Source organism: Burkholderia sp. JKS000303 (genome assembly GCF_002563755.1).
In the GTDB taxonomy this organism is placed as follows: Bacteria; Pseudomonadota; Gammaproteobacteria; order Burkholderiales; family Burkholderiaceae; genus Burkholderia; species Burkholderia anthina_B.
Genome location: NZ_PDBZ01000001.1, coordinates 2324299 through 2349228, shown reverse-complemented (window position 1 = coordinate 2349228; position 24930 = coordinate 2324299). Strand labels below are relative to the sequence as shown.

The 24930-nt window shown below is 67.1% G+C and carries 26 protein-coding genes and 1 tRNA gene; 12 read left to right on the top strand and 15 right to left on the bottom strand.

Features of this window, described 5'->3' with window-relative positions; genetic code table 11:
* Positions 1-107 precede the first annotated feature (107 nt).
* Complete coding sequence (locus BX604_RS11370) at positions 108-437, top strand: c-type cytochrome (protein ID WP_098550890.1); 330 nt, start codon at positions 108-110, stop codon at positions 435-437.
* A gap of 102 nt (positions 438-539) precedes the next feature.
* Here BX604_RS11370 and BX604_RS11365 read toward each other — a convergent pair whose 3' ends face one another.
* The 3 genes from BX604_RS11365 to BX604_RS11355 are packed head-to-tail and all read right to left on the bottom strand — an operon-like array spanning position 540 to position 3280.
* Complete coding sequence (locus tag BX604_RS11365) at positions 540-1292, bottom strand: DUF2486 family protein (RefSeq protein WP_098550889.1); 753 nt, start codon at positions 1290-1292, stop codon at positions 540-542.
* 25 nt (positions 1293-1317) lie between these two features.
* On the bottom strand, positions 1318-1734 hold the full coding sequence (locus BX604_RS11360; protein ID WP_098550888.1) for a DNA polymerase III subunit chi: 417 nt from the start codon (positions 1732-1734) through the stop codon (positions 1318-1320).
* Between the two features lie 34 nt (positions 1735-1768).
* Positions 1769-3280: a leucyl aminopeptidase gene (locus BX604_RS11355; RefSeq protein ID WP_098550887.1), complete on the bottom strand. Its 1512-nt coding sequence runs from the start codon at positions 3278-3280 to the stop codon at positions 1769-1771.
* A gap of 122 nt (positions 3281-3402) precedes the next feature.
* Here BX604_RS11355 and lptF point away from each other — a divergent pair, with 122 nt between their 5' ends.
* The 3 genes from lptF to BX604_RS11340 are packed head-to-tail and all read left to right on the top strand — an operon-like array spanning position 3403 to position 6055.
* Positions 3403-4494: an LPS export ABC transporter permease LptF gene (gene lptF / locus BX604_RS11350; protein WP_098550886.1), complete on the top strand. Its 1092-nt coding sequence runs from the start codon at positions 3403-3405 to the stop codon at positions 4492-4494.
* Between the two features lie 3 nt (positions 4495-4497).
* Complete coding sequence (lptG, locus tag BX604_RS11345; protein WP_098550885.1) at positions 4498-5646, top strand: LPS export ABC transporter permease LptG; 1149 nt, start codon at positions 4498-4500, stop codon at positions 5644-5646.
* A gap of 25 nt (positions 5647-5671) precedes the next feature.
* Entirely contained in the window at positions 5672-6055 is a 384-nt protein-coding gene (locus BX604_RS11340) for a sirohydrochlorin chelatase (protein WP_098550884.1), read from the top strand.
* 83 nt (positions 6056-6138) lie between these two features.
* Here BX604_RS11340 and cobA read toward each other — a convergent pair whose 3' ends face one another.
* From cobA to BX604_RS11310, 6 genes are all read right to left on the bottom strand, one after another.
* Positions 6139-6888, bottom strand: coding sequence for a uroporphyrinogen-III C-methyltransferase (gene cobA / locus BX604_RS11335; RefSeq protein WP_098550883.1), 750 nt, complete (start codon positions 6886-6888; stop codon positions 6139-6141).
* 85 nt (positions 6889-6973) lie between these two features.
* Complete coding sequence (locus BX604_RS11330) at positions 6974-8290, bottom strand: sulfate adenylyltransferase subunit 1 (protein WP_098550882.1); 1317 nt, start codon at positions 8288-8290, stop codon at positions 6974-6976.
* A gap of 22 nt (positions 8291-8312) precedes the next feature.
* Entirely contained in the window at positions 8313-9275 is a 963-nt protein-coding gene (gene cysD / locus BX604_RS11325) for a sulfate adenylyltransferase subunit CysD (protein ID WP_098550881.1), read from the bottom strand.
* 75 nt (positions 9276-9350) lie between these two features.
* The gene (locus BX604_RS11320) at positions 9351-10100 is read right to left on the bottom strand and encodes a phosphoadenylyl-sulfate reductase (protein WP_098550880.1); all 750 of its coding nucleotides are present in this window, start codon (positions 10098-10100) and stop codon (positions 9351-9353) included.
* Positions 10097-10639: a DUF934 domain-containing protein gene (locus BX604_RS11315; protein WP_098550879.1), complete on the bottom strand. Its 543-nt coding sequence runs from the start codon at positions 10637-10639 to the stop codon at positions 10097-10099. Before BX604_RS11315 ends, BX604_RS11320 begins: the two co-directional genes overlap by 4 nt.
* Before the next feature lie 25 nt (positions 10640-10664).
* The gene (locus BX604_RS11310; RefSeq protein ID WP_098550878.1) at positions 10665-12344 is read right to left on the bottom strand and encodes a nitrite/sulfite reductase; all 1680 of its coding nucleotides are present in this window, start codon (positions 12342-12344) and stop codon (positions 10665-10667) included.
* 216 nt (positions 12345-12560) lie between these two features.
* On the opposite strand from BX604_RS11310, the gene BX604_RS11305 reads away from it, so the two are divergent.
* The 3 genes from BX604_RS11305 (at position 12561) to BX604_RS11295 (ending at position 14902) form a co-directional block, all read left to right on the top strand.
* A complete protein-coding gene (locus BX604_RS11305) occupies positions 12561-13502 on the top strand; it encodes a CysB family HTH-type transcriptional regulator (RefSeq protein WP_098550877.1) in 942 nt (313 codons plus the stop codon).
* Positions 13503-13566: 64 nt separating this feature from the next.
* Positions 13567-14724 carry an ABC transporter substrate-binding protein gene (locus tag BX604_RS11300; RefSeq protein WP_098550876.1) on the top strand — a complete coding sequence of 386 codons (1158 nt, stop codon included), beginning with the start codon at positions 13567-13569 and terminating at the stop codon, positions 14722-14724.
* A gap of 93 nt (positions 14725-14817) precedes the next feature.
* Positions 14818-14902: transfer RNA gene (locus BX604_RS11295), tRNA-Leu, on the top strand.
* Positions 14903-15141: 239 nt separating this feature from the next.
* Here the strand turns inward: BX604_RS11295 and BX604_RS11290 are convergent.
* Positions 15142-16032, bottom strand: a complete 891-nt coding sequence (locus tag BX604_RS11290) for an alpha/beta fold hydrolase (RefSeq protein WP_098550875.1) — start codon at positions 16030-16032, stop codon at positions 15142-15144.
* A gap of 105 nt (positions 16033-16137) precedes the next feature.
* On the opposite strand from BX604_RS11290, the gene BX604_RS11285 reads away from it, so the two are divergent.
* Positions 16138-17034, top strand: coding sequence for a LysR family transcriptional regulator (locus BX604_RS11285; RefSeq protein WP_098550874.1), 897 nt, complete (start codon positions 16138-16140; stop codon positions 17032-17034).
* A gap of 114 nt (positions 17035-17148) precedes the next feature.
* Here the strand turns inward: BX604_RS11285 and BX604_RS11280 are convergent, their stop codons facing one another.
* The 4 genes from BX604_RS11280 to copC all read right to left on the bottom strand — a co-directional run bounded on the left by BX604_RS11280 (position 17149) and on the right by copC (position 20160).
* Positions 17149-18078: a LysR family transcriptional regulator gene (locus BX604_RS11280; RefSeq protein ID WP_098550873.1), complete on the bottom strand. Its 930-nt coding sequence runs from the start codon at positions 18076-18078 to the stop codon at positions 17149-17151.
* 184 nt (positions 18079-18262) lie between these two features.
* Positions 18263-19036 carry an SDR family oxidoreductase gene (locus tag BX604_RS11275; RefSeq protein WP_098550872.1) on the bottom strand — a complete coding sequence of 258 codons (774 nt, stop codon included), beginning with the start codon at positions 19034-19036 and terminating at the stop codon, positions 18263-18265.
* Between the two features lie 180 nt (positions 19037-19216).
* Positions 19217-19717 carry a DinB family protein gene (locus BX604_RS11270; protein WP_098550871.1) on the bottom strand — a complete coding sequence of 167 codons (501 nt, stop codon included), beginning with the start codon at positions 19715-19717 and terminating at the stop codon, positions 19217-19219.
* 68 nt (positions 19718-19785) lie between these two features.
* A complete protein-coding gene (copC, locus tag BX604_RS11265; protein WP_098550870.1) occupies positions 19786-20160 on the bottom strand; it encodes a copper homeostasis periplasmic binding protein CopC in 375 nt (124 codons plus the stop codon).
* Positions 20161-20274: 114 nt separating this feature from the next.
* Between copC and BX604_RS11260 the strand changes: the two genes are divergently transcribed.
* Positions 20275-20991, top strand: a complete 717-nt coding sequence (locus BX604_RS11260) for a pseudouridine synthase (protein WP_098550869.1) — start codon at positions 20275-20277, stop codon at positions 20989-20991.
* A 104-nt stretch (positions 20992-21095) separates the two neighbouring features.
* Positions 21096-21284: a hypothetical protein gene (locus BX604_RS11255; RefSeq protein ID WP_098550868.1), complete on the top strand. Its 189-nt coding sequence runs from the start codon at positions 21096-21098 to the stop codon at positions 21282-21284.
* Here BX604_RS11255 and BX604_RS11250 read toward each other — a convergent pair.
* Entirely contained in the window at positions 21267-22304 is a 1038-nt protein-coding gene (locus BX604_RS11250; protein ID WP_098550867.1) for an NAD-dependent epimerase/dehydratase family protein, read from the bottom strand. The two genes, BX604_RS11255 and BX604_RS11250, sit on opposite strands and share 18 nt — an antisense overlap.
* Before the next feature lie 106 nt (positions 22305-22410).
* Here BX604_RS11250 and BX604_RS11245 point away from each other — a divergent pair, with 106 nt between their 5' ends.
* Positions 22411-23442 carry a CDP-6-deoxy-delta-3,4-glucoseen reductase gene (locus BX604_RS11245; protein WP_098550866.1) on the top strand — a complete coding sequence of 344 codons (1032 nt, stop codon included), beginning with the start codon at positions 22411-22413 and terminating at the stop codon, positions 23440-23442.
* A 291-nt stretch (positions 23443-23733) separates the two neighbouring features.
* Positions 23734-24918, top strand: a complete 1185-nt coding sequence (locus tag BX604_RS11240; RefSeq protein ID WP_098550865.1) for an acetylornithine transaminase — start codon at positions 23734-23736, stop codon at positions 24916-24918.
* Positions 24919-24930: the final 12 nt, after the last annotated feature.

Sequence of the window (24930 nt, the reverse complement as noted above, 5' to 3'; positions counted from 1 at the left end):
ACCCCATTGCAGACGGCCGCCGGGGGAACGCGCAAAACGCGCGTTCCCTTTACTCTTATAATGCACGCGGACCGTGAAGCCGGCCGTCCCCGCCGGTGGAGAACTGCATGAAACAGACGATATTGCGCGCGCTGCTCGTGATGCTGCTGACCGGCAGCGCGGCAGCCGCGTACGCCGACCCGGGCGCCGACGGGCTCGCGCTCGCGCAGCGCAAGAACTGCCTGGCCTGCCACGCAGTCGGCAAGCCGTTGATGGGCCCGTCGTTCCGTGACATCGCCGGCCGCTACGCCGCGCGCGCGGACGCCGCCGATTACCTCGCGCAGTCGATCGTAAACGGCAGTGTGGGCGTGTGGGGCAACGTGCCGATGCCCGCCAATACGCAGCTGACGAGTGCCGAAGCGCACACGCTCGCGCAGTGGGTGCTGTCGCTGCACTGAAGCTGCACTGAAAAGAATGATCCGGCGCGCACACGCGCCGGCAGGTTCGTCGGTCGCAACCGGCACCGCGCTCGCGGTTCCCGCACCGAAACGAACGCGCGGTCAGCCTGAATGACCGGCCCGGCGGCGGGCGATCTCGTCATCGACCGCGTCGCGAACCCAATCCATCACTTCCGTTTCGAGCGCCAGCGCCACTTCACGCGTGATCTGGCCGACCAGCCAGGCCGTGTGGTCGTGCAGCGCGTCGCGGCAACGCGCCTCGATCGCCTCGCGCCCTTCCCCGGCCAGGTAATTCGTCAGACGGTTACGCAGACGCTCGGCGATGTACTGCGCGTCGTCGGCGGTCAGCGCGGCGGCCGCATCCGGCTGCGATGCGCCGGCGGCGTGATCCGGAACCGGCGCGTCGGCGGCCGATACCCGCGCCTCGGGTTGGGCGGCTTCATCGGTGTGCCCGGCCGGCTCGTGCGGCCCGGCAGCGAGATCGGGTTGGTGCGAATCGTCGGCGACGAGCGCCGAACGAAGCGGCGTCTGCATCGCCGCGGACTCCTCTGCGACGACGTGCTCCGCGGCACCGGGTTCGGCCGGCGCATCGCTGTCGCCCGGCAGTTCGACGGCCGGTACGTACGGCGTCGGCACCCGCTCGACGATCACTGATTCAGGGTCGGTTTCCGCGTGTTGCAACGCGCTGGGCGCTTCGGCGGCTCGCTCCGGCACAACCACGTCGGTCAGCACCGGAATGGCGGCAGCGTCGTGCGGCGACGGCGCATCGGCCGCGGACGAACGCGCCGGCACCGGCTTGCCCGGCACCAGTACGTCAGTCAGCGTCGGGATCGAGGATGAATCGGCTTGTGTCACGGGAACGCTCCGTCGACGGGTTCGGCTAGCTGCCCTGCTTGTAGTTGTTCAGCGCGTATCCGCGATCGCGGTAGAAGCGGTAGCGGTCGCGGCCCGCGGCGAGTTCGTCCGGCGCATTGCCGACCACTTCGAGCAAACGCTCGAAGCGGGCGAACTGCGCGGGCACGGCGGCACCGAGGTTCAGCAGCACGTGGTGATGCGGCACCTGGTCGAGGTCGGCGGTCAGCACGATCGGCGTGCCGGCCGCGTGCGCGCTGTCGACGCCGCAATGCGGGATGAAATCGAGCGGCGAGAAAGTCCAGAGCCGCTCGTCGAGCGCGCGCAGGCGCGCGGGCTCGGCGAGCACGACGACCGGCTGCCCGGCCTGATAGGCCTTGCGCAGCAGCCGGCACGCGTACGCGAGCGAATCGCCGACGTTCGAATGGAAATCGATTCGCGTCATTGCCCGCGTACCTGCATCGTCGTGTGCACCGCCATTACTGGCCGGCGCGGTCGATCAGGAACTGCGCGAGCAGCGGCACCGGACGACCGGTCGCACCCTTCGCCGCGCCGCCCTTCCATGCGGTACCCGCGATGTCGAGGTGCGCCCACGGGTAGCTTTCGGTGAAGCGCGACAGGAAGCACGCCGCCGTCACGGCACCGGCCGGACGTCCGCCGATGTTCGCGATGTCCGCGAAATTCGACTTCAGCTGATCCTGGTACTCGTCGTCGAGCGGCATGCGCCACGCCGGATCGTTCGCCTCGCGCGACGCGTCGAGCAGTTCGCCCGCGAGCGCATCGTCCTTCGAGAACAGGCCGCTGTTGTGGCCGCCGAGCGCGATCACGCAGGCGCCCGTCAGCGTCGCCACGTCGATCACCGCGGCCGGCTTGAAGCGCTCCGCGTAGGTCAGCGCGTCGCACAGGATCAGGCGGCCCTCGGCGTCGGTATTCAGCACTTCGATCGTCAGCCCCTTCATGCTGGTGACGACGTCGCCCGGCTTCGTCGCGTTGCCGCCCGGCATGTTCTCGCAGGTCGGCACGATCGCGACGACGTTGATCTTCAGGCCCATCTCGGCAACCGCACGCATCGTGCCGAGCACGGAACCCGCGCCGCACATGTCGTACTTCATCTCGTCCATGCCTTCGCCCGGCTTCAGCGAGATGCCGCCGGTGTCGAACGTGATGCCCTTGCCGACCAGCACGACCGGTGCGGCCTTCACGGCAGCGCCCTGGTAATGCAGCACGATGAACTGCGGCGGTTCGACCGACGCGCGCGCGACCGACAGGAACGAGCCCATCTTGAGCGCCTGGATCTGCTTCAGGCCGAGCACCTCAGCCTTCAGGCCCCAATCCTTCGCGATCTTCTTCGCGGTGTTGCCGAGATAGGTCGGCGTGCACACGTTGCCGGGGAGGTTGCCCAGATCGCGGGTCAGATCCATGCCGTTGGCGAGCGCGACGGCCTGCTTGATCGCCAGCTTCGCCGCCTTTTCGTCGGACGGATCGACGCTGAACACGACGCGCTTGAGCGTGTGCGACGCCGGTTCCGGCTTGCTCTTCATCTGCGTGAAGCGGTACGTCTCGTTGCGCAGCGCGAGAATCGCCGCGCGCACGCCCCAGTCGGAGCCGCGCTCGTCGACCGGCAGTTGCGCGAGCGAGAACGTGACCTGGACGACCTTCGTCGCCAGCAGCGCGCGCCATGCGGCCGTCACTGCGTCGTTGTAGGCTTTCTGATTGAAAGCATCCTGCTTGCCGAGGCCGACGAGCAGCACGCGCGACGCGCCGATGCCCGATACTTCATGCAGGAACAGCGTCCGGCCACGCTTGCCGTCCATGTCGCCGGCCTTCACCACGCGCGAAATGAGCCCCTTGGTGGCCGTGTCGATGTCGAGCGCCGCGCCAGACAGGGTCTGCGCCTCGAAGATGCCGAGCACGATGCAGTCGGACTTCCCGGTCAGGAACCCCTTGGTCTCGCCTTTGCTCCAATCACAGCCTTTTATGCTAAAGTCCATCGCGCTTGTCCTCGGATAAAATCTGGGCTAAGGATGAAAGCCGCAATTATCCGCTATTTTTCCCGTGGCGGCGCGAGCGCTCCATCACGCGTGCGCCGCCTCCCGCCCTCTTCTCATCAAGAATGATCTTCGAACGCTCCCTCCAGCGCGAGCTTGCGTATACGGCTGGCGCCGTGTTCATGGTGCTGCTCACGATCATGCTCACGACGATGATGATCCGCATCGTCGGTTACGCCGCGTCCGGTGAAATCGATCCGCGCGACGTGCTCGTGCTGATCGGCCTGACCGTGATCGGCTATCTCGCCGTGATGCTCGTCGTCACGCTGTTCGTGTCGATCCTGTTCGTGCTGACCCGATGGTATCGGGACTCCGAAATGGTGGTGTGGCTCGCGTCCGGCGTGAGCCTCACGCGCCTGATCAAGCCGATCGGCGTGTTCGCGACGCCGATCATCGTGCTGATCGCGTTCTTCGCGTTCGTCGGCTGGCCGTGGTCGAACCAGCAGAGCAAGATGATCAAGGCACGCTTCCAGCAGCGCGACGAAATCTCGCTGCTCGCGCCGGGCCAGTTCCGCGAATCGGCGACGAACCATCGCGTGTTCTTCATCGAGAAGATGTCGCCGGACCAGAGCAAGGTGCAGAACGTGTTCGTCACGTCCACCGAGAACGGCAAGGTCAACGTCGTCGTGTCGCACACGGGCCATACGGAAACCAAGGACGGCGATCGCTTCGTCGTGCTGGAAGACGGCCGCCGCTACGACGGCACGCCCGGTCAGCCGAACTTCAAGATCATGGAGTTCCAGCGCTACGGCGTGAAGATCACGAGCACCCCGGTCACCAACGTACCGACCACCAACAGCACGCCGACGCTGGACCTGCTGCGCAACCCGACGCGCGACAACCTCGCGGAATTCGCGTGGCGCGCGGGGCTGCCGCTGATCGCGATCAACCTGCTGGTGCTCGGCATCCCGCTCTCGTACCAGAACCCGCGCCGCAGCCGCACGATCAACCTCGTGATGGCCGTGCTGATCTACCTCACGTACTCGAACCTGCTGAACGTCGTCCAGTCGCAGATCGAACAGGGCAAGATGTCGTTCGGCGTCGGCCTCGTCGGGCTGCATGCGATCGTCGCGGTGATCGTCGCGTTCATCTTCTGGTTGCGCGTACGCAATCGTCCGCTGTTTACACGCGCGCTGTTCGGCCGCTCGGGAGCATGATCGATGCGGCTCTATGAAAAATACTTCGCGCGGCAGATCTACGTCACGTTCGTCTTCATCCTGTTCGCGTTCTCGGGTCTGTTCTTCTTCTTCGACCTGATCAGCGAACTGAACTCGGTCGGGCACGGCAACTACAAGTTCGGCTATGCGGTGCTGCGCGTCGCGCTGCAAACCCCGTCGCGCTTCTACGAGATCATCCCGGTCGCCGCGCTGATCAGCGCGATCTACGTGTTCGCGCAGATGGCCGCGAACTCGGAATTCACGATCTTCCGCGTGTCGGGCCTCGCGACCAACCAGGCGCTGCGTTCGCTGCTGAAGATCGGCATTCCGCTCGTGATCATCACTTACCTGATCGGCGAATTCGTCGGCCCGTACGCCGACCAGCTGTCCGAACGCGTGCGGCTGCAGGCGCTTGGCGCGTCGGTGTCGTCGAACTTCCAGTCGGGCGTGTGGGTGAAGGACACGCTCGCGGCACGCGAGAACGGCGAGCAGGTCACGCGCTTCGTCAACGTCGGCAGCCTGTCGCCGGACTCGACGATCAGTAACGTGCGGATCTACGAGTTCGACTCGAAATTCCAGCTGCAGAACGTGCGAATCGCGCAGACGGGCCGCTACGAGCCGCCCGGCCACTGGCTGCTCAAGGGCGTCACGGAAACGGTCCTGACGCCGATCAAGCCGATCAGCGGCCAGCCTGCCGACGCGCTGAACCCGGTGTACCGGTCGCAGCAGGTCACGCTGCCCGAATACCGGCTGCGCTCGGACCTCACGCCGCAGATCCTGTCGGTGCTGCTCGTGTCGCCGGAACGCATGTCGATCATCAACCTGTTCCGCTACATCCAGCACTTGCGCGAGAACCAGCAGGACACGCAGCGCTACGACATCGCACTGTGGCGCAAGCTGCTGTACCCGTTCGCGGTGTTCGTGATGCTCGTGCTGTCGCTGCCGTTCGCGTACCTGCATACGCGGGCGGGCGTGGTCGGCGTGAAGGTGTTCGGCGGCATCATGCTCGGCATGAGCTTCCAGTTGCTCAACACGCTGTTCTCGCACATCGGCACGCTGAATACGTGGCCCGCGCCGCTGACCGCGGCGACGCCGGGCCTCATCTATCTCGCGCTCGGCCTGTTCGCGCTGAAGTGGGTCGACCGGCACTGAGCGCCGTCACGACGGAGACTTCGACATGAGTTCGCAAGGCATCGTCCTGTTCGGTCACGGCGCACGCGATCCGCGCTGGGCCGAGCCGTTCGAGCGGCTGGCCGCGCGGCTGCGCAGCGCCGGCGAATCCGCGCCGCACGTGTCGCTCGCATTCCTCGAATTGATGACGCCGCCGCTCGATGCGGCCGTCGCCGCGCAGGTCGCGGCCGGCTGCACGCGCATCACCGTGGTGCCGGTGTTCTTCGGCCAGGGCGGTCATGTGCGCCGCGACCTGCCGCAACTCGTCGATGCATGCCGCGCCGCACATCCCGGCGTCGAGATCCGCTGCGCAACGGCGGTCGGAGAGGACGATGGCGTGCTCGATGCGATCGCGCGCTACTGCGTCGATCAGCTCGGCCGCGACGCGTAGCCGCTTCCACGCCCCCAATAAAAAAGCGCTGGCAGAAGCCAGCGCTTTTTTATTGGATTCGTCCGCTACCGGGCCGCATCGACTCAAGCAGCGTCCCGCAATGCATCGCCCGCTTTCACGAGCCGCGCACGTTCGGCGAACGCATCGCCGATCATCAGCAGGCTCGGTTCCGCCGGATCGAGCCACGCCTGCGCGTCGCCCGCCGCCATCTGCGCGAGCGTGAGCGTCAGCGTGCGTTCGCGCGCGGTGCTGCATGCCTCGACGATTGCCACCGGCGTCGCGGGCGCACGGCCTGCGTCGATCAGTTCCTGCGCGATGCCGGGCGCGCTGTCGCGGCCCATGTAGTAGACGATCGAATCGGCACGCGCCGCTTCGCGAATCTCGTCACTGCCCGGTGCGCGACTGTGCGTCGCGAACGCGACACTGCGCGACACGCCGCGCAACGTCAGCGAGCGCTTCAGCGTCGCGGCGCCCGCGAGCGCCGCAGTGATGCCCGGCACGACCTCGTAGTCGATGCCCGCCGCCTCGAGCGCGCGCATTTCCTCTTCCGCGCGACCGAACAGCATCGGGTCGCCGCCCTTCAGGCGCACGACGCACGCATGCTCGCGCGCCGCATCGACGATCTGCTTGTTGATGAAGTGCTGCGCGGTCGAACGCTGCCCGCAGCGCTTGCCGACCGCGATCTTGCGCGCGTTCGGCGCGTAGTCCAGCATCGCCGGCTCGACCAGCGCGTCGTGCAGCACGACGTCGGCCTGCGCGAGCAACCGCGCGCCACGCACCGTGATGAGGTCCGCAGCGCCCGGCCCTGCTCCGATCAGATACACCTTGCCCATGTTTGTCGCTTCGCTTGTCCTGCCCGTGCGGACGGCAACCAGCGCGCGCCGCCGCCAGGGCGGCGCCAAACGCCGGTTATGCCGGTTATGCCGAGAACGCCCGGATCATGCCGGCGGCGACCGTGTGGTGCGTCGCCTCGTCGATCAGCACGAATGCGCCCGTACCCGGGTGCGCGTCGTACGTATCGCAGACGATCGGCTTTTGCAGCGTGAGCGCCACGCGGCCGATGTCGTTCATTTTCAGTTCCTGACGGTCGGTGGCGTGCGACAGCGTATGCACGTCGAGTACTTCCTTGACGGCACCGATCTTCGCGAACACCGTGCTCGTGGTCTGCTTCAACAGATACTTGCGCTGCGGCGAGAGCGGCGTCTCGTCGAACCAGCACAGGTCGGCCTCGAGCTTCTTCGCCGGCGCGATCGGCTCGGCCGTCGTGACGAACATGTCGCCACGCGACACGTCGACGTCCTGTTCGAGGCGAATGGTCACCGTCTGGCCCGCGAACGCGTGCGCGACGGAAGCCGTGCCGCCCGGCACCGGTGCGACGATCTCGGCGATCGTGGCGGTGCGGTTCGACGGCAGCACGACGATTTCGTCACCGACCTTCACCTCGCCCGACTCGATCCGGCCCATGTAGCCGCGGAAGTCGTCGGCCGAGCTGCCGTCCTGGCGTGCGACCCACTGCACCGGGAAGCGCAGCGCGTCATGCGCCTGCGTCTCGACCGGCAGCGATTCGAGCACGTCGAGCAGCGGCTCGCCCGCATACCACGGCATGCGCTCGCTCGCGCCGACGATGTTGTCGCCCTTGAGCGCCGACACCGGCACGAAGCGCACGTCGTTCAGGCCGAGCTGCTTCGCGAGTGCGACGTACGCATCGCGGATCTCGTTGAAGCGCGCTTCGCTGTAGTCGACGAGGTCCATCTTGTTGATCGCGACGATCACGTGCTGCAGCGCGAGCAGCTTCACGATCGCGCTGTGGCGCTTGGTTTGCGGCAGCAGTTCTGCGACGCCGTTCTCGATCGTCACGCGCGTGGCGTCGACCAGGATGATCGCCGCATGCGCGGTCGATGCGCCCGTCACCATGTTGCGCGTGTACTGCTCGTGACCCGGCGTGTCGGCGATGATGAACTTGCGCTTCGCGGTCGCGAAATAGCGGTAGGCGACGTCGATCGTGATGCCCTGCTCGCGCTCGGCTTCGAGGCCGTCGGTCAGCAGCGCGAGGTCGAGCTCGTCGCCGACCGTGCGCTTGTTCTTCGCGCGCGACAGCGCGGACAGCTGGTCGGACAGCACGGCCTTGCTGTCGTACAGCAGGCGGCCGATCAGCGTGCTCTTGCCGTCGTCGACGCTGCCTGCGGTGATGAAGCGCAGCACGCCGAGGTCTTCGTTGTTCTCGATGATGCTCATGATGTGAATGTCCTCGTGTGCTTCAGAAATAACCTTGCTTCTTGCGCTGTTCCATCGCGGCTTCGGATGCCTGATCGTCCATCCGGGTCGCGCCGCGTTCGGTGATCTCGGTCACCGCCGTCTCGGCGATGATCTTCTCGACGTCGTCGGCGTCGCTCTCGACCGGGCACGTGCAGCTGATGTCGCCGACCGTGCGGAAGCGCACCTGCGCGACCTCGCTCGTCTCGCCGTCACGCATCGGCGTGAGCGGCGTGACGGGCACGAGCAGCCCGTTGCGGCGCACGATCTCGCGCTCGTGCGCGTAATAGATCGACGGCAGTTCGAGATTTTCGCGTGCGATGTACTGCCACACGTCGAGTTCGGTCCAGTTCGAGATCGGGAACACGCGCAGGTGCTCGCCCTTGTGCAGGCGCGCGTTGTACAGGCTCCACAGTTCCGGGCGCTGCGCCTTCGGATCCCACTGGCCGAATTCGTCGCGGAACGAGAAGATCCGTTCCTTCGCACGTGCCTTCTCTTCGTCGCGGCGCGCGCCGCCGATCAGCGCCGTGTAGCCGTGCTGCTCGATCGTCTCGAGCAGCGTGACGGCCTGCGCGGCGTTGCGCGAATCGGTTTCGCGGCGCAGCACGACCGTCCCGCGCTTGATCGAATCCTCGACGTGGCCGACCACCAGCTCGGCGCCGAGCTCTTTCGCGCGGCGATCGCGGAAGTCGATCACTTCTTCGTAGTTGTGGCCCGTGTCGATGTGCACGAGCGGGAACGGCAGCGTCGTCTTGCGGTTGCCGCCGAGGCCGAAGGCCTTCAGCGCAAGATGCAGCACGACGACCGAATCCTTGCCGCCCGAGAACAACAGCGCCGGCTTGCTGCACTCGGCGACCAGTTCGCGCAGGATGTGGATCGACTCGGCTTCGAGCCAGTCGAGGTGGCCCATGCGGTTGTCGGCACCGGTGGGCGGGGCAAAGGCGGATTGCTCGAGCGTCGTGCTCATGATTTCAGTCCTTCTCTTCTGGGTTCGTGCCGCCCGCTGTCGCAGGCGGCGCAATATTCAGTTTCTTGTCAGCTTTCAGTGCGCGGCGCCGGATTCGGCTGCCACGGGAATCGGCGTGATCGTGATGTGCAGCCCGCATTCCTTCGTATCGCGCGACTCCCACCACCAGCGGCCCGCCCGGCTGTCCTCGCCGGGGCGGATCGCACGCGTACAGGGCTCGCAGCCGATGCTCGGGTAGCCGCGGGCGTGCAGCGGGTTGACCGGTACGTCAAACGCTTCAAGGTACGCCCATACGTCGGCTTCCGTCCAGTCGGCGAGCGGGTTGTACTTCGCGATCCCGCGCGCGTCGTCCTGCTCTTCCTCGTGCAGCTCCGCACGCGTGACCGACTGCTCGCGGCGCTGGCCCGTGACCCACGCGCCGACGTCGGCCAGCGCGCGGTTCAGCGGCTCGACCTTGCGGATGTGGCAGCACGACTTGCGCAGCTCGACGCTGTCGTAGAACGCGTTCAGGCCGTGCTCGGCGACGTACTGGTCGACCGCGTCCTGCTGCGGGTGAAACTGCTCGATCTCGTAGCCGTAGCGCTCGCGCACGCGGTCGATCATGCCCAGCGTTTCCGCATGCAGGCGGCCGGTGTTCAGCGAGAAGATGCCGATCGACGCGCCCTTCGACAGGATCGCGTGCGTGAGCAGCATGTCTTCCGCCGCGAGGCTGCTCGCGAACTTCACCTTCGCATGACGCTCGCCGATCTGCGCGAGCAGCGCGTCGAGGCGCTCGACCTTCGCAGCCAATTCCGGCGTCAGCGCGGTGGCGGTCGCGGTGCTCATGCGCTCACCTTGGCGTCGGCCGCGGCAGCGCGGCGGCGGAACAGCGGCGCCGGCTCGTCGAACGCGCCCTGATAACGCTGCGTGAATTCGACGAACGCGTTCAGCGCGTCGTGAATGTCCTTGTCGGCACGCACCGCGAACGCGTCGAAGCCGCAACGCGACATGTACAGCAGCTGGTCGCGCAGCACGTCGCCGATCGCACGCAGTTCGCCCGTCCAGCCGTGGCGCTCGCGCAACAGGCGGCCGATGCTGTAGCCGCGGCCGTCCGCGAAGCGCGGGAATTCGACCGCGATCAGCGAGATCGCGTCGAAGTCGGCCACGAGATCGGCCGGCTCGCTGTCCGGCGCCAGCCACACGCCCAGTTCGTCCTTCGTCTTCGCGGCGACCAGCGCTGCGCGCTCGGCCTGCCACAGTGCGAACGGCACCAGCACCTTGCCGGCCGGCAATGCGTCGACCGCGGGCAGCGCACCGTCTTCCGTCGCGCGCACGACCTGCCATGCGTCGTCGATCACTGCGCGGTTCTTGATAATCGAAGCCATCTGCAAATTCCTTCTACCCGGTTGGTTACGCGTTCACTGCCTGGCGCGCCGCATACACGCGCTCCTTGAACGGTGCGATGCCGATGCGGTTGTACGTGTCGATGAAGCGCTCGCCGTCGATGCGCGTCTCGACGAACGTGTCGACCAGCTTCGAGATCACGTCCGGCACTTCTTCCGCGGAGAACGAGGGCCCGATCACGCGGCCGAGGCGCGCGCCGTTCTGGCCCGTACCCTGCTCGCCACCGAGCGACACCTGGTACCACTCGGCGCCATCCTTGTCGACGCCGAGGATGCCGATGTTGCCCACGTGGTGGTGACCGCACGAGTTCATGCAACCGGAAATGTTCAGCGACAGGTCGCCGAGGTCGTACACGTAGTCCAGATCGTCGAAACGCTGCTGGATCCCGAGTGCGATCGGGATCGACTTCGCGTTCGCGAGCGAGCAGAAGTCGCCGCCCGGGCACGCGATGATGTCGGTCAGGAGGCCGATGTTCGGCGTCGCGAAACCGGCCGCCTTGGCCTTTTCCCACACCGCGAACAGGTCGTGCTTCTTCACGTTCGCGAGAATCAGGTTCTGCTCGTGCGACACGCGCAGTTCGCCGAACGAGTACGCGTCGGCCCAGTCGGCCACCTGCTCCATCTGCGTGTCGGTCGCGTCGCCCGGCGCCGCGCGGTGATCCTTCAGCGACAGCGTGACGGCCGCATAGCCCGGCACCTTGTGCGGCGCGACGTTGCGTTCGACCCAGCGCGCGAACGCCTTGTTCTCGAGCAGGTGCTGTTCGAACGATGCATCGGTGTCGGCCAGCTTCTCGTAGACGGGCGGCTGGAAGTATTGCGACACGCGATCGAGCTCGGCCTGCGTGAGCGTCGACGGGCCGTCCTTCAGGTGCTGCCACTCTTCCTCGACCTGCTGCGCGAACTTCGCCGGCGACAGCGCCTTCACGAGGATCTTGATCCGCGCCTTGTACATGTTGTCGCGGCGGCCGTAGCGGTTGTATACGCGCAGCACGGCTTCGCAATACGTGATCAGGTGCTGCCACGGCAGATCTTCCCGGATCACCGCACCGACGATCGGCGTACGGCCGAGGCCGCCGCCCGCGAGGATGCTCGCAACCACTTCACCCTGCGCATTCTTCTTCAGGTACACGCCGAGGTCGTGGATCTGCACGGCCGCACGGTCGTCCTTCGAGCCGGACACCGCGATCTTGAACTTGCGCGGCAGCCATGCGAATTCGGGATGGAACGTCGACCACTGGCGCAGGATCTCGGCCCACGGACGCGGATCGATCTCTTCGTCTTGCGCCACGCCGGCGAACTGGTCGGCCGTGATGTTGCGGATGCAGTTGCCCGACGTCTGGATCGCGTGCATCTGCACCGATGCGAGCTTCGCGAGGATCTCGGGCGTGTCTTCCAGCTCGACCCAGTTGAACTGGATGTTCGAGCGGGTCGAGAAGTGACCGTAGCCGCGGTCGTGCTCGCGGGCGATGCGCGCCAGCATGCGGAGCTGCTCGCTGCGCAGGTTGCCGTACGGAATCGCGATGCGGTGCATGTACGCGTGGCGCTGCATGTACAGGCCGTTCTGCAGGCGCAGCGGACGGAACTCGTCTTCGCTCAACTCGCCCGACAGGCGGCGGCGCACCTGATCGCGGTACTGCGCGACTCGCTCGTCGACGATCGTCTGGTCGTACTGGTCGTACTGATACATTCGGGGACCCCAGGGTTTTCGTGGTGACCGCGCGACGTCCTAGCCACGTCGCGTCCGAATCTCCGTTCCGCCGCCACCGCCGGCCATCTGCGGCCTGGCTGGATTGCTAATGACGAAAACAGATATCCATATTTGAAAAACTCCGGTGAATCGTAATAAACTCGCCTTATATTTCAAACGACTAAAAAATTCTGTTGATATGCGGAAGGGTTATAAATGAACCTGCACCAATTTCGCTTCGTGCGCGAGGCCGTCCGGCAGAATTTCAACCTCACCGAGGCCGCCAAGGCGCTGTACACGTCGCAACCGGGGGTATCGAAGGCGATCATCGAGCTCGAGGACGAGCTCGGCGTGGAGATCTTCACGCGGCACGGCAAGCGCGTGCGCTCGCTCACCGAGCCGGGCCGGATCATCCTCGCGTCGGTCGAGCGGATCCTGCAGGAGGTGGAAAGCCTTAAAAGGGTCGGGAAAGATTATGCCGCGCAGGATCAGGGCAACCTGACGATCGCCGCGACCCACACGCAGGCGCGCTACTCGCTGCCGGCCGCGATCGCGGAGTTCAAGAAGCGCTTCCCGAAGGTGCACCTGTCGATCCTGCAAGGCAGCCCGACGCAGGTCGCCGAGATGGTGATCCACGACCAGGCCGATCTCGCGATCGCGACCGAGGCGATCGCCGACTACAAGGAACTCGTGTCGCTGCCCTGCTTCCAGTGGCATCACGCGGCCGTCGTGCCGGCCGACCACCCGCTGCTCGAACGCAAGCCGGTCACGCTCGACGATCTCGCACAGTACCCGCTGATCACGTACGACGACGCGTTCGCGGGCCGCAAGAAGATCAACCACGCGTTCGCACTGCGCGGGCTGTCGCCGGACATCGTGCTCGAGGCGATCGACGCCGACGTGATCAAGACCTACGTCGAGCTCGGCCTCGGCGTCGGGATCATGGCCGACATCGCGTTCAACCCCGAGCGCGACCGCAACCTGCGGCTGATTCCGGTCGGCCACCTGTTCGGCAGCAACGTGACGCGCGTCGCGCTCAAACACGGCGCCTACCTGCGCAGCTATGTGTATACGCTCGTCGAGCTGCTGTCGCCGACGCTGAACCGCAAGCTGATCGAGCAGGCGCTCAAGGGCGAATCCGAATCGTACGAGCTTTGACCGACGTGTATAAACGAGGGGCGCATATCGCGCCCCTTTTTTATTGTCCGACGGAGATCCCCGCATGACGCCTCCCGCCCTGTTGCGCCGCGCCGCCGGCGCCGCCCTCGTGCTCGCATGCGCGGCCGCGCATGCCGACCTGAAGGTCGGCGTCGACCTGTCGTCGACCGGCCCGGCCGCCGCGATCGGCATCACCAGCAAGAACGCGATCCTGATGTGGCCGAAGACGATCGCCGGGCAGCCGCTGCAGGTGACGGTGCTCGACGACGCATCCGACCCGGGCGCCGCCGTGCGCAACATCCGCAAGCTGGTGGACGAGGATCACGTCGACGTGGTGGTCGGGCCGAACATCACGCCCGCCGCGCTCGCGGCGCTCGACGCGGTGGCGGCTGCCCAGACACCGATGATCACGCTGGTCGGCTCCGCCGCGATCGTCGAGCCGCAGGAAGGCGCGCGGACCTGGGCGTTCAAGATGGCGCAGAGCGACAGCGCGATGGCCGACGTGATGACGCGCTACATGGCCAACCACGGCGTGAAGACGGTCGGCTTCATCGGCTTCGCGGACAGCTACGGCGACAGCTGGCTGAACGAGTTCACGCGCTTCGCCGAGGTGCGCAAGATCCGCGTCGTCGCGACGGAGCGCTTCAACCGCACCGACTCGAGCGTCACGGGCCAGGCACTGAAGCTGATGGCCGCGAAACCCGATGCGATCCTGATCGCGGGCGCGGGCACGCCGGCCGTGCTGCCGCAGCGCACGCTGGTCGAGCGTGGCTACAAGGGCGCGATCTACCAGACGCACGGAATCGCGACGCCGGAATTCATCAAGCTCGGCGGCAAGGATGTCGACGGGACGCTGTTCCCGACCCAGCCGGTGGTCGTCGCGCGCACGCTGCCCGCCGACCATCCGGCCCGCAAGGCCGCGCTGGCGTTCGTCGACGCGTATGAAGCGAAATACGGCGCCGGCACGGTCACGCAGTTCGCCGGCGACGCGGCGGGCGTGTACCCGCGCCTCGCGGACGCGGTCGGCCGCGCGCTGAAGACCGCGCAGCCCGGCACGCCGGCGTTTCGCACAGCGCTGCGGCGCGAGCTCGAACGCGCGCACGAACTCGTCGTGCCGAACGGCGTGGTCAATACGAGCGACAAGGACCATGTGGGGCTCGATCAACGCGCGAGCGTGATGGGGATCGTGAGGCACGGCCAGTTCGTCTATCTGAGCCAGTAACGCGGGCCGGTATCGGGCAGCTTGCCCGGTGCTGCATTTTCCGCCATAATTCGCGTTTCGCCGCGCACAATCGCATGCGCGGCCAGGATTAAAGCCCAGGTGGTGAAATTGGTAGACGCAGGGGACTCAAAATCCCCCGCCGCAAGGCGTGCCGGTTCGATTCCGGCCCTGGGCACCAGTATTTTTCGCAGCGTCATGCGCTGCAGCTGTCGAAACCCGCGCAAGCTCGCCGCTTCGCGGGTTTTTTGTTTTGGCCGCGCGCGGCATGCCTGCCGCGCCGCGATCGGCCATGCTGAATGAAGAATGAATGCAGCCTGCGGCGCGAACCGCCGGTGCCCGGCCAGTCGGGGCCGCATGCACCCCGGCTGTTCGTCCGCCGGCAACGTTCCGCATCGCACCCTGGTGCGCGCCGCGCGCTCAGCCTTGCTCGCAGAACCTCAAAATCGCATCCGCGACCGCGCCCGGCGCCTCCCGCTGCGGAAAATGCCCGACGCCGTCCAGCACGGTACGCGCGTAGCGGCCGGTGAAATACCCCTCGCGCCCCGCGGAGGTCTCCGGCCCGGTGCAGGTATCCGCGCCGCCGTGCAACACGAGCGTCGGCACCGACAGCACGGGTGCGGGCGTCAGTTGCGCGTCGTCTTCCGCATACGCGGCGGCGCCGTCGACGAATCCCCAGCGATACCGGTACGAATGCAGCACCACCTCGATCCAGTCCGGCCCGTCGAAGGCCGTTGCGGCCGCGTCGAAGTCGCGCGCGTCGTACCAGCCGGCCGGCGACCATGTGTCCCACATCAGACGCGCGAACGCGCGGCGATCGTCGCGCAGCGCCTGCTCGCCGCGCGGCGTCGCCATGTACCAGTGGTACCAGTAATTGCGCGCCTGCGACAGCGATAGCGGCTGGGCCGGATCGTTCGTGCCGTACCCCACCGACAGCATCACCAGATGCGACGCCGCGCCGTCGCGTAGCCCGCAGGCGTTCGCCGCCGCGCGTGCGCCCCAGTCGTGCCCGACCAGTACCGGCCGCTCGATGCCGAGCGCATCGACGAATTCGAGCAGGTCGCGGCCAAGCGCCGCGAGCCGGCCGCTGCGCGGCGTCGCGGGATCGCGAAAGCGGGTCGGCGCGAAGCCGCGCAGCGCCGGGGCGAGCACGCGGTAGCCGCGCGCGGCAAGCGTCTGCGCCACCGTTTCCCAGCCGACCGGGCTGTCCGGCCAGCCGTGCAGCAGCACGGCCACGCGCTCGCCGCGCGGGTTCCATTCGAGATAGCCAATGTCGAGCGACGCGGTCGTCGCATGGTGATAAGCGGTCATCGAGCACTCCGGTAGATCGGTCCGAAAGTCGATGATAGGGCCGCCGCTCATCACGATTCGCGGAGTATTATCATCCATTCTTCGAATATCACGTTGAATCGACAGATGGAACCGCCGAACGATCCCGCGTCGACCACGCTCGACATCGCGCTGTTGCGCACTTTTCTCGAAGTCGTCGACAGCCGCGGCTTTGCGCCGGCCGCCGAGCGCCTCGCGCTGACGCCGTCCGCGGTCAGCGGCCACATCAAGCGGCTCGAACAGGCGGCGGGCACGGTGCTGCTCGCGCGCACCACGCGCCGCGTCGCGCTCACGCCGGCCGGTGACACGCTGTATGCGTACGCGCGCAACATCGTCGACATGGAGCGCGAGGTACGCGCCCGGCTGCGCGGCGCTGCGGCGCACGGCCGGTTGCGCGTCGGCGCATCGGAGGACTTCGCGGGCACGTGGCTGCCGCAGGTGCTGCGCACGTTCCGCGACAGCCATCCGTGCTCGTCGATCGAGCTGAAGGTCGGCATCACCGCATCGCTGCTGCGCGAGCAAACGCTGGGCCGGCTCGACGTCGTGTTCGGCAAGCAATGCCGGCAGGTCGATTCAGCCGGGGAACTGCTGTGGGAGGAGCCGCTCGTGTGGGCGTTCGCGTCGGACACCGCACTCGATGTCACGGATGACGTGCCGCTCGCGCTGTTTCCGGAGCCGTGCGTGTACCGGGAAGCGGCCGTGTCCTCGCTCGCCGCCGCGCTGCGGCCGTTTCGCGTGCAGTTCGAAAGCGGCAGCATGGCCGGCTGCGTGTCGGCCGCGCTCGCGGGCTTCGCGGTCACGGCGCTCGCGCGCAGCCAGTTGCGTGACGGCCTGCGCGCGTGCGGGCCGGATGACGGACTGCCGGCATTGCCGGCCGCGCGCTTTTACGCGTTCGCGTCGAAGCCCGACGGGGCCGGCGCCGCGTTGATCGACGCGGTGCGGGCCACCGGGCGCACGCGGCGCTTCGCCGCGCTGGCCGACTGAACGCGCGCGCCGGTCGCGGGGTCACGCCGCGTCGCCCTGCGATGCGAACGCGTCTTCGTCGACGCCGGCCGATCGTGCCGGGCAAATCGTTACCGCGCCCCGACACCGCACCGTTCAGTCACCGCCCGCAGCCGCGCCCGTGTCGTTCAACGCATCCGCCATCAGTTCCCCGAACCACTCGATGAACGCGTTGAGCCGCCGCGACCGGTGGCGACGATGCGGATAGACTGCCGACACGTCCATCGGCGCGGCCCGGTGGCCGGGCATCACCTCGACGAGCGCGCCGCTGTCGAGCAGATGGGCAACGTCGAAGCGCGGGATCTGGATCAGCCCCATTCCGGCGATGCAGCTCGCGATATAGGTTTCGGCGTTGTTGACGATCACGCGGCTCGGCAGCGCCAGCGTGTGCCGCCCGCCGTCCGCGCAGTATTCCCAGTCGAGCTCGCGCCCGGTCGTCGGCGATGCATAGCCGATCGCCCAGTGCCCGTGCGCAAGCGCGTCCGGATGCTCGGGCACACCGCACTCGCGCAGGTAGTCGGGGCTCGCGCAGTTGATCAGCGCGAACTGCCCGAGCGGCCGCACGACGAGGCTGCTGTCCGCGAGCCGCCCGACCCGGATCGCACAGTCGACGCCCTCTTGCACCAGATCGATCGAGCGGTCCGTCGAGCCGAGCGACAGTTGCAGCTTCGGGTGGCGACGAAACAGCGACGGCAGCGCGGGCGCGATCACGCGGCGCGCGATCCGGCTCGGCGCATCGACGTTCAGCCGCCCGATCACGTCGCGATCACGCCGCCGGAACAGCCGGTCGAGCTCGTCGGCTTCCGCGAGCAGACGCCGGCCGCGCTCGAGCAGCAGCGCACCGTCGGCGGTCAGCTGGACTTGCCGCGTCGTGCGATGCAACAGCCGCGTGCCGAGCGCCGTCTCGAGCTGCTGGACGGCAGCCGATACGGTCGCGCGCGGCACGTCGAGCGCGTGCGCGGCCTTGATGAAGCTGCCCATCTCGGCAACCTGAAGGAAGATCCTGACCTGATCCAGCTTGTCCATCGGCGGAAAACGTAGGTTCGGGCAACCGTCACCGGCCGCCGTCGTGCGCAGCGGCCGGCTCCGGCGACCCAGAAGAAACGGGCGCGCGGCCTCGTGCCCGCGCGCCCGTCCATTGTCCATGCAAACGCGCCATTGCGGTGCGCCGCTCGCCCGCGACGACCGCAGGCGAGCGTGACGTCGTGGGTTACTTCGTCGTATAGCCGCCGTTGATCAGGATCGTCTGGCCGGTGATCCACCAGCCGTCGGTCACCAGATGGCGGATGAACGGCACGACGTCCTCGATATCGGTCAGGCCCGTCTTGCTGAACGGCGACAGCGCGGCCGCGGTCTTGTGATACGCAACCGCGTCGGCGCCTTCTGCCGGGTAGAAGAACGGCGTGTCCATCGGGCCCGGCCCGACCGCCGTCACCGAGATCCCGCGCGCGCCGTATTCCTTCGACGCCGCGCGCGTGAAGTGCTCGACCGGCGCCTTCGATCCTTCGTAGGCCGCGTAGAACGGTGTGAACGCGCCGAGCAGCGACGTCACGAGCGTGACGAGCTTGCCGTGATCCTCGAGGTGCCGCCCCGCTTCCTTGATGAAGAAGAACGCCGACTTGCTGTTGACCGCGAACATCTCGTCGTATTCGGCCTCGGTGATGTCGGTGAACGGTTTCTTCAGCACCTTGCCGACGGTATTGATCGCGATGTCGATCTTGCCGAAGCGCTGCTTCGCGGCGTCGAACAGCTGCTCGACCGCGGCGGCCGTCGTCAGGTCGGCCTGGAACGTCGCGGCTTGCGCACCGGCCGCACGCACGGCCGCAGCCGTTTCCTCGGCCTGCGCCTGCGACGCCGCGCTGTTGTAGTGAATCGCCACCGCCTTCGCGCCGTGGCTGGCCAGATCCCGGGCGATCAGGCCGCCGAGATTCTTGGCGCCGCCTGCGATCAGGACGACCTTGTCTGCGAGCGTGTGAGTGGCCACGGCTGACTCCTTTTTCGTTGAATGAAGCTAGGAGTGTAGGCACGCGCGACGCACCGGTCAGCCCGGCGCGGCTGGATGGATTATCCAGAAAAACGATCCAATCGAAACGCGCGAACGGTGTCCTGCCCCACTGACAACCGCATCGAAATCCGCTTGGGATGATCCGGGTAGCCGCGCAAATCAACGCGCATGCAGCGTTGCATCGATCTTGCCGAGCAACCATTGCATGCCGGCCAGATGCTGCTGATCGTGGCTGCACAGGTAATGGACGAGGCCACGCACGGTCAGCGGGCCGTAGCCTTCGAACTCGCCGGTGCGCGCAAACTGTTCCGGGGTGAGGCGCGCGAGCAGGTCGAGCGTGTCGCGCCGCGCATCGCGAATCGCCGCGAGCACGTCGGACGCATAGGCGGCCTCGTAGCGGCGCTCGGTCGCGAGCGCGTCGCCGTCGACCGACACCAGCAGCGGCCGATCCTCGTCGAGCATGCGCCGCAACCGCACGTGATAGCCGTCGATCTCGATGTCGCGCACGTGGCAGAGCTGCCCGAGCGGCGAGAAATGCTCGCTCGGGATCCCGCTCCAGTCGTCGGGCGTCCAGCGCGCATAGCCATCCGGCACGGCGGCGAAATAGGCTTCGAGCAGGCGGGGAAAATCGGCGAGTGCGTCGAGCGTCGTCGGATTCATGTGGCAGGCTCCTGTCGAATGGAAACGACGGCGGGCGGCCCTGGCACGCGCCTGCCGCCGTCGTGGCACTACTTCACGCTGAAGCCGTATGCCCCTTGCGTGCGATGCCCGTCGGTCGCCACCGCCACCCATTTCACCGTATAGGCGCCCGTGCCGAGCGCGGTGAGCGGCACCGTCATCCGCCTGGCGGTTGCGGCGTCGATGTTCGCGCGGCCGTTGGAAACGGTCTTGCCGTCGCCGTCGACGACGACGATCGAGCTGAACGCCGGCTCCAGCGGCTCGGTGAAAGCGATCGTGACGGCGGCGGGTGCGGCGGCCAGCGCCGCGTTCGCGGCCGGATCGCTGTGCGCGACGTGCGCGTGCGCGAATGCCGCCGACGAAACCGTCGCGGCCAGCACGACGGCGGCGGCCTTGCGGCCGAACAGCAACGGGTCGAATGCCATGGACTTTCCGTGAAGAATGAACGAGCGCCGCACGCGGCGCGACGCCCCGGCAGCTTACCAGCGCGCACCGATTCGCGCCGATGCCGGCGCGCCGCTTGATAGAATGCGCGCGCTATGGATCTCGAAAGCATTCTCTACACGCAGGGCTTCGGCTCGCGCCGCCAGTGCCGCGGCCTGATCGAATCGGGCCGCGTCACCGTCGCGGGCGCGAGCGCGACCGCCCCCGACGCATCGTTCGACACCGACGGCTTCGTGTTCACGGTCGACGACATCGCGTGGCCGTTCCACGCGCACGCGTATCTCGCGCTCAACAAGCCGGCCGGCTACGAGTGTTCGCGCGACCCGCAACACCATGCCAGCGTGTTCAGCCTGCTGCCGGCGCCGCTCGTCGCGCGCGGCGTGCAGTGCGTCGGGCGCCTCGACCAGGACACGACGGGCCTGCTGCTGCTGTCCGACGACGGCCAGTTCGTGCATGCGTACACGTCGCCCAAGCGCAAGGTGCCCAAGACCTACGTCGCCACGGTGCGCCATCCGCTCGACGACGCGCAACTCGCGGCGCTGCGCGCCGGCGTGCAACTGCACGGCGAGCCGAAGCCGATCGCGGCGGTCGCCGCCGACGCGCGCGACACACACGCGCTCGCGCTGACCGTCCTTGAAGGCAAATATCATCAGGTGAAACGGATGGTCGCCGCGGCCAGCAATCGCGTCGAGGCGCTGCACCGTGAAAGCATCGGCGGCTTCACGCTGCCGGACGACCTCGCACCGGGCGCATGGCGCTGGCTCGGCGAAACCGACCTTTCAGCACTCCACAATCCCGTCAAAACCCTGTAAGGGAAAATCCGCACGACCGTTCGACGTCCGGCCGCATCGCGGCCGCGCGATCCCCCGCTATACTGAAATCACAAGCTGCACGAGCAGCGACGCAGGGGGACATCATGAACATCAACCATTCGTTCGAGCTTTCGTACGTGACGATCACGTTCGCAATCGTGGGCGCCATCGTGATCGGTGCGCTGCTGGCCACGATGCACATGAAGCACAAATATCATCCGAACCTGATTGGCGCGCTGATCGGCGCGCTGCTGTGCTTCCTGCTGATCGAAGCGTTACCCGCGCTCACCTGATGCGCCGCCCGGCGCGAGCGTTTGAAGGAATTCGTCTACGGTCGGATAGCGCAACGTCACGCACAATTCGGCCTTGAGCCGGGCATTCGACAAGCGCCGCGATTCACGCATGAACGACAGGAGCGTCGGCTCGAGTTGACGCTCGGCGTCCGCGCGGCTGATGCGCGGCGGCGGCGGCAGACCGAACGCCTGCGCGACCCGGTCGAAATACTCTCCCATTCGCAGCTCGCTGTCGTCCGACGCATGCACCGCGCGCGCCGGCCTGCCGCGCACGGCTGCCCGGCGCAGGATCGTCGCAAGGTCGTCCGCATGGATGTGGTTCGTGTACACGTCGTCGGCCGCGTCGAGCGCCGGCGTGCCGCGCTCGAGCCGCGCGAGCGGCAGCCGGTTCGCCGCGTAGATGCCCGGAATGCGCACGAGGCGCGCGGACAGCACGCCGCGCACCGTCGCCGCCCGCAGTTGACGCTCGGCCGACACGCGCCGGAACGCACGCGGATTCGCAGGGCGCAGCGGCTGCGTTTCGTCGATTCGCGCGCCGCCGCAGTCGCCGTATACGCCCGTCGTGCTGGCGTAGACGAGCGTCGGCGCACGAAGGGCGTCGGGTACAATACGCGCTGCCCGAAGCGGCGCGCCAGCCTGTCGGGCAGCGGCGCGCAGCGTGCGAAGCCGGCCGACCGACGCTACCGCTGGTACGGTCGGGCGCCGCGCGGGCACGGACAATGCGGCGATCAGCGCACGCGTGCGCAGGTCGTCGCGACCGTCGGATTGCGGCGGCGCAAGATGCAGGATCGTACCGGCGAGCCCCGCGAGACGCCCGAGCGTCGCCCGGCGATCGAGGTTGCCGACGATCGGCGTCGCGCCCGCCGCGCGCAATGTGTCGCAGCGGCCCGGATGGCTCGTCAGCGCGACGATGCGCAGGTTGCGGTGCGCGTCGCGCCATTGCGCGACGCAGCGCAGCCCGACGTCGCCGCAGCCGACGATCAGTACGCGCGGCCGGCGCAGGATTCGAGTCGCGATCATGTTGGTTGCGAAATCAGTAGCCACCGTTGCGCGGCGCGCAACGGGTTTGCATTGTAGCTGCCGTGCGCGAGATGCACGGTCCCCACATTTTGTTCTATTTGGTTCTATGGCATTCAACGTTACTCTCAAGCAAAGCGGCCGGCAGTTCCAGGTCGAGTCGGACGAAACCGTGCTGGCGGCAGCGCTGCGCCAGAACGTCCATCTGCCGTACGGGTGCAAGAACGGCGCGTGCGGCTCCTGCAAGGGCCAGATCGTGTCGGGCCAGATCGAACAGGGCCCGCATGCCGCATCGGCACTGTCCAACGACGAACGCACGCGCGGCCTCGCGCTGCTGTGCTGCTCGAAGGCGCAATGCGACCTGGAGATCGACGTGCGTGAAATCGCCGGCGTCGACGGCGTGCAGGTGAAGAAGCTGCCGTGCCGGATCGCCGCGCTCGAACGCCGCGCCGACGACGTGATGATCGTGAAGCTGCAGCTGCCCGCCAACGAACGCCTGCAGTACCTCGCGGGCCAGTACGTCGAGTTCATCCTGAAGGACGGCTCGCGCCGCAGCTACTCGATGGCGAACGCGCCGCACGAGGAAGGCCCGATCGAGCTGCACATCCGCCACATGCCGGGCGGCAAGTTCACCGACCACGTGTTCGGCGCGATGAAGGAACGCGACATCCTGCGCTTCGAAGGCCCGCTCGGCACGTTCTTCCTGCGCGAGGACTCCGACAAGCCGATCGTGCTGCTCGCATCGGGCACCGGCTTCGCGCCGATCAAGGCGATCATCGAGCACGTCAAGCACTCGGGCATCACGCGCCCGATGACGCTCTACTGGGGCGCCCGCCGCAAGCAGGACATCTACCTCGGCGAGCTGGCCGAGCAGTGGGCGCGCGAGATTCCGAACTTCAAGTACGTGCCGGTGCTGTCCGAACCGGAAGACACCGACCAGTGGACCGGCCGTACCGGCTTCGTCCACCGCGCGGTGATCGAGGATCTGCCCGATCTGTCGGGCCACCAGGTGTACGCCTGCGGCGCGCCGGTGATGGTCGAATCCGCGCAGCGCGACTTCACGCAGCACCACGCACTGCCGGCCGACGAGTTCTACGCGGACTCGTTCACGAGCGCCGCCGATCTCGCGCATCCGGTCTGAGTACCGGGCACCTGCGCCCCCGCTGCGCGCCGCCGTGTCACATCCGTGGCATCGCGGCGGTTTACAGTGGGGCGCGGGATGCCTTATGCTTGCGCACATGAACCGCTACCTGTCCGCCCTTCGACGTCGCCGCTCGCCGCTCCGCCCGGATGCCGCCGGCTCGTCACGGACTCGCGCGTAACCCTCCCCCGCTTCACCGGTTACGCACAAGCTGTTCGATCCACCAGCCACGGCATTCCGTGGCTTTTTTATTGCCCGTTTCCTTTTCAACGTCCGCTGGAGTCTGCTGCCATGCCCCTGAACGATTACCCGATCGACTCGCTGATGTACATCACGAACCGCCCCGACATCGTGTTTACGCACGGCAAGGGTTCGTGGCTCTACGATCAAACGGGCAAGCGATATCTGGACTTCATCCAGGGCTGGGCCGTCAACAGTCTCGGCCACTGCAACGACGGCGTGGTCGAAGCGCTGAAGAAGCAGGCGGAAACGCTGCTGAACCCGTCGCCGGCGTTCTACAACGAGCCGATGGCGAAGCTCGCGGGGCTGCTCACGCAGCACAGCGTGTTCGACAAGGTGTTCTTCACGAACAGCGGCGCCGAAGCGAACGAAGGCGCGATCAAGCTCGCGCGCAAGTGGGGCCGCAAGTTCCGGAACGGCGCGTACGAGATCATCACGTTCGACCACAGCTTCCACGGCCGCACGCTCGCGACCATGTCGGCCAGCGGCAAGCCGGGCTGGGACACCATCTACGCACCGCAGGTGCCGGGCTTCCCGAAGGCCGAGCTGAACAACATCAATTCGGTCGAAAAGCTGATCACCGACAAGACCGTCGCGGTGATGCTCGAGCCGATCCAGGGTGAAGGCGGCGTGATTCCGGCGACGCCCGAATTCATGCGCGAGCTGCGCGCACTGACGAAGCAGCACAACCTGCTGCTGATCGTCGACGAAGTGCAAAGCGGCTGCGGCCGCGCGGGCACGCTGTTCGCGTACGAGCTCTCCGACATCGAGCCGGACATCATGACGCTCGGCAAGGGCATCGGCAGCGGCGTGCCGCTCGCGGCGCTGCTGTCGAAGGCCGACGTCGCGGTGTTCGAGGCCGGCGACCAGGGCGGCACGTACAACGGCAACCCGCTGATGACGGCGGCTGGCTACTCGGTGATCTCGCAGCTCGTCGCGCCCGGCTTCCTCGAAGGCGTGCGTGCGCGCGGCGAGTATCTGAAGCGCAAGCTGCTCGAACTGTCGGAAGAGCGCGGCTTCGAAGGCGAACGCGGTGAAGGCCTGCTGCGCGCGCTGCTGCTCGGCAAGGACATCGGCACGCAGATCGTCGAGAAGGCGCGCGAGATGCAGCCCGACGGCCTGCTGCTCAACGCGGCGCGCCCGAACCTGCTGCGCTTCATGCCCGCACTGAACGTCACGACCGAAGAGATCGACCAGATGATGGCGATGCTGCGGTCGATCCTCGACACGCTGTAAGGAGAGCGCCGC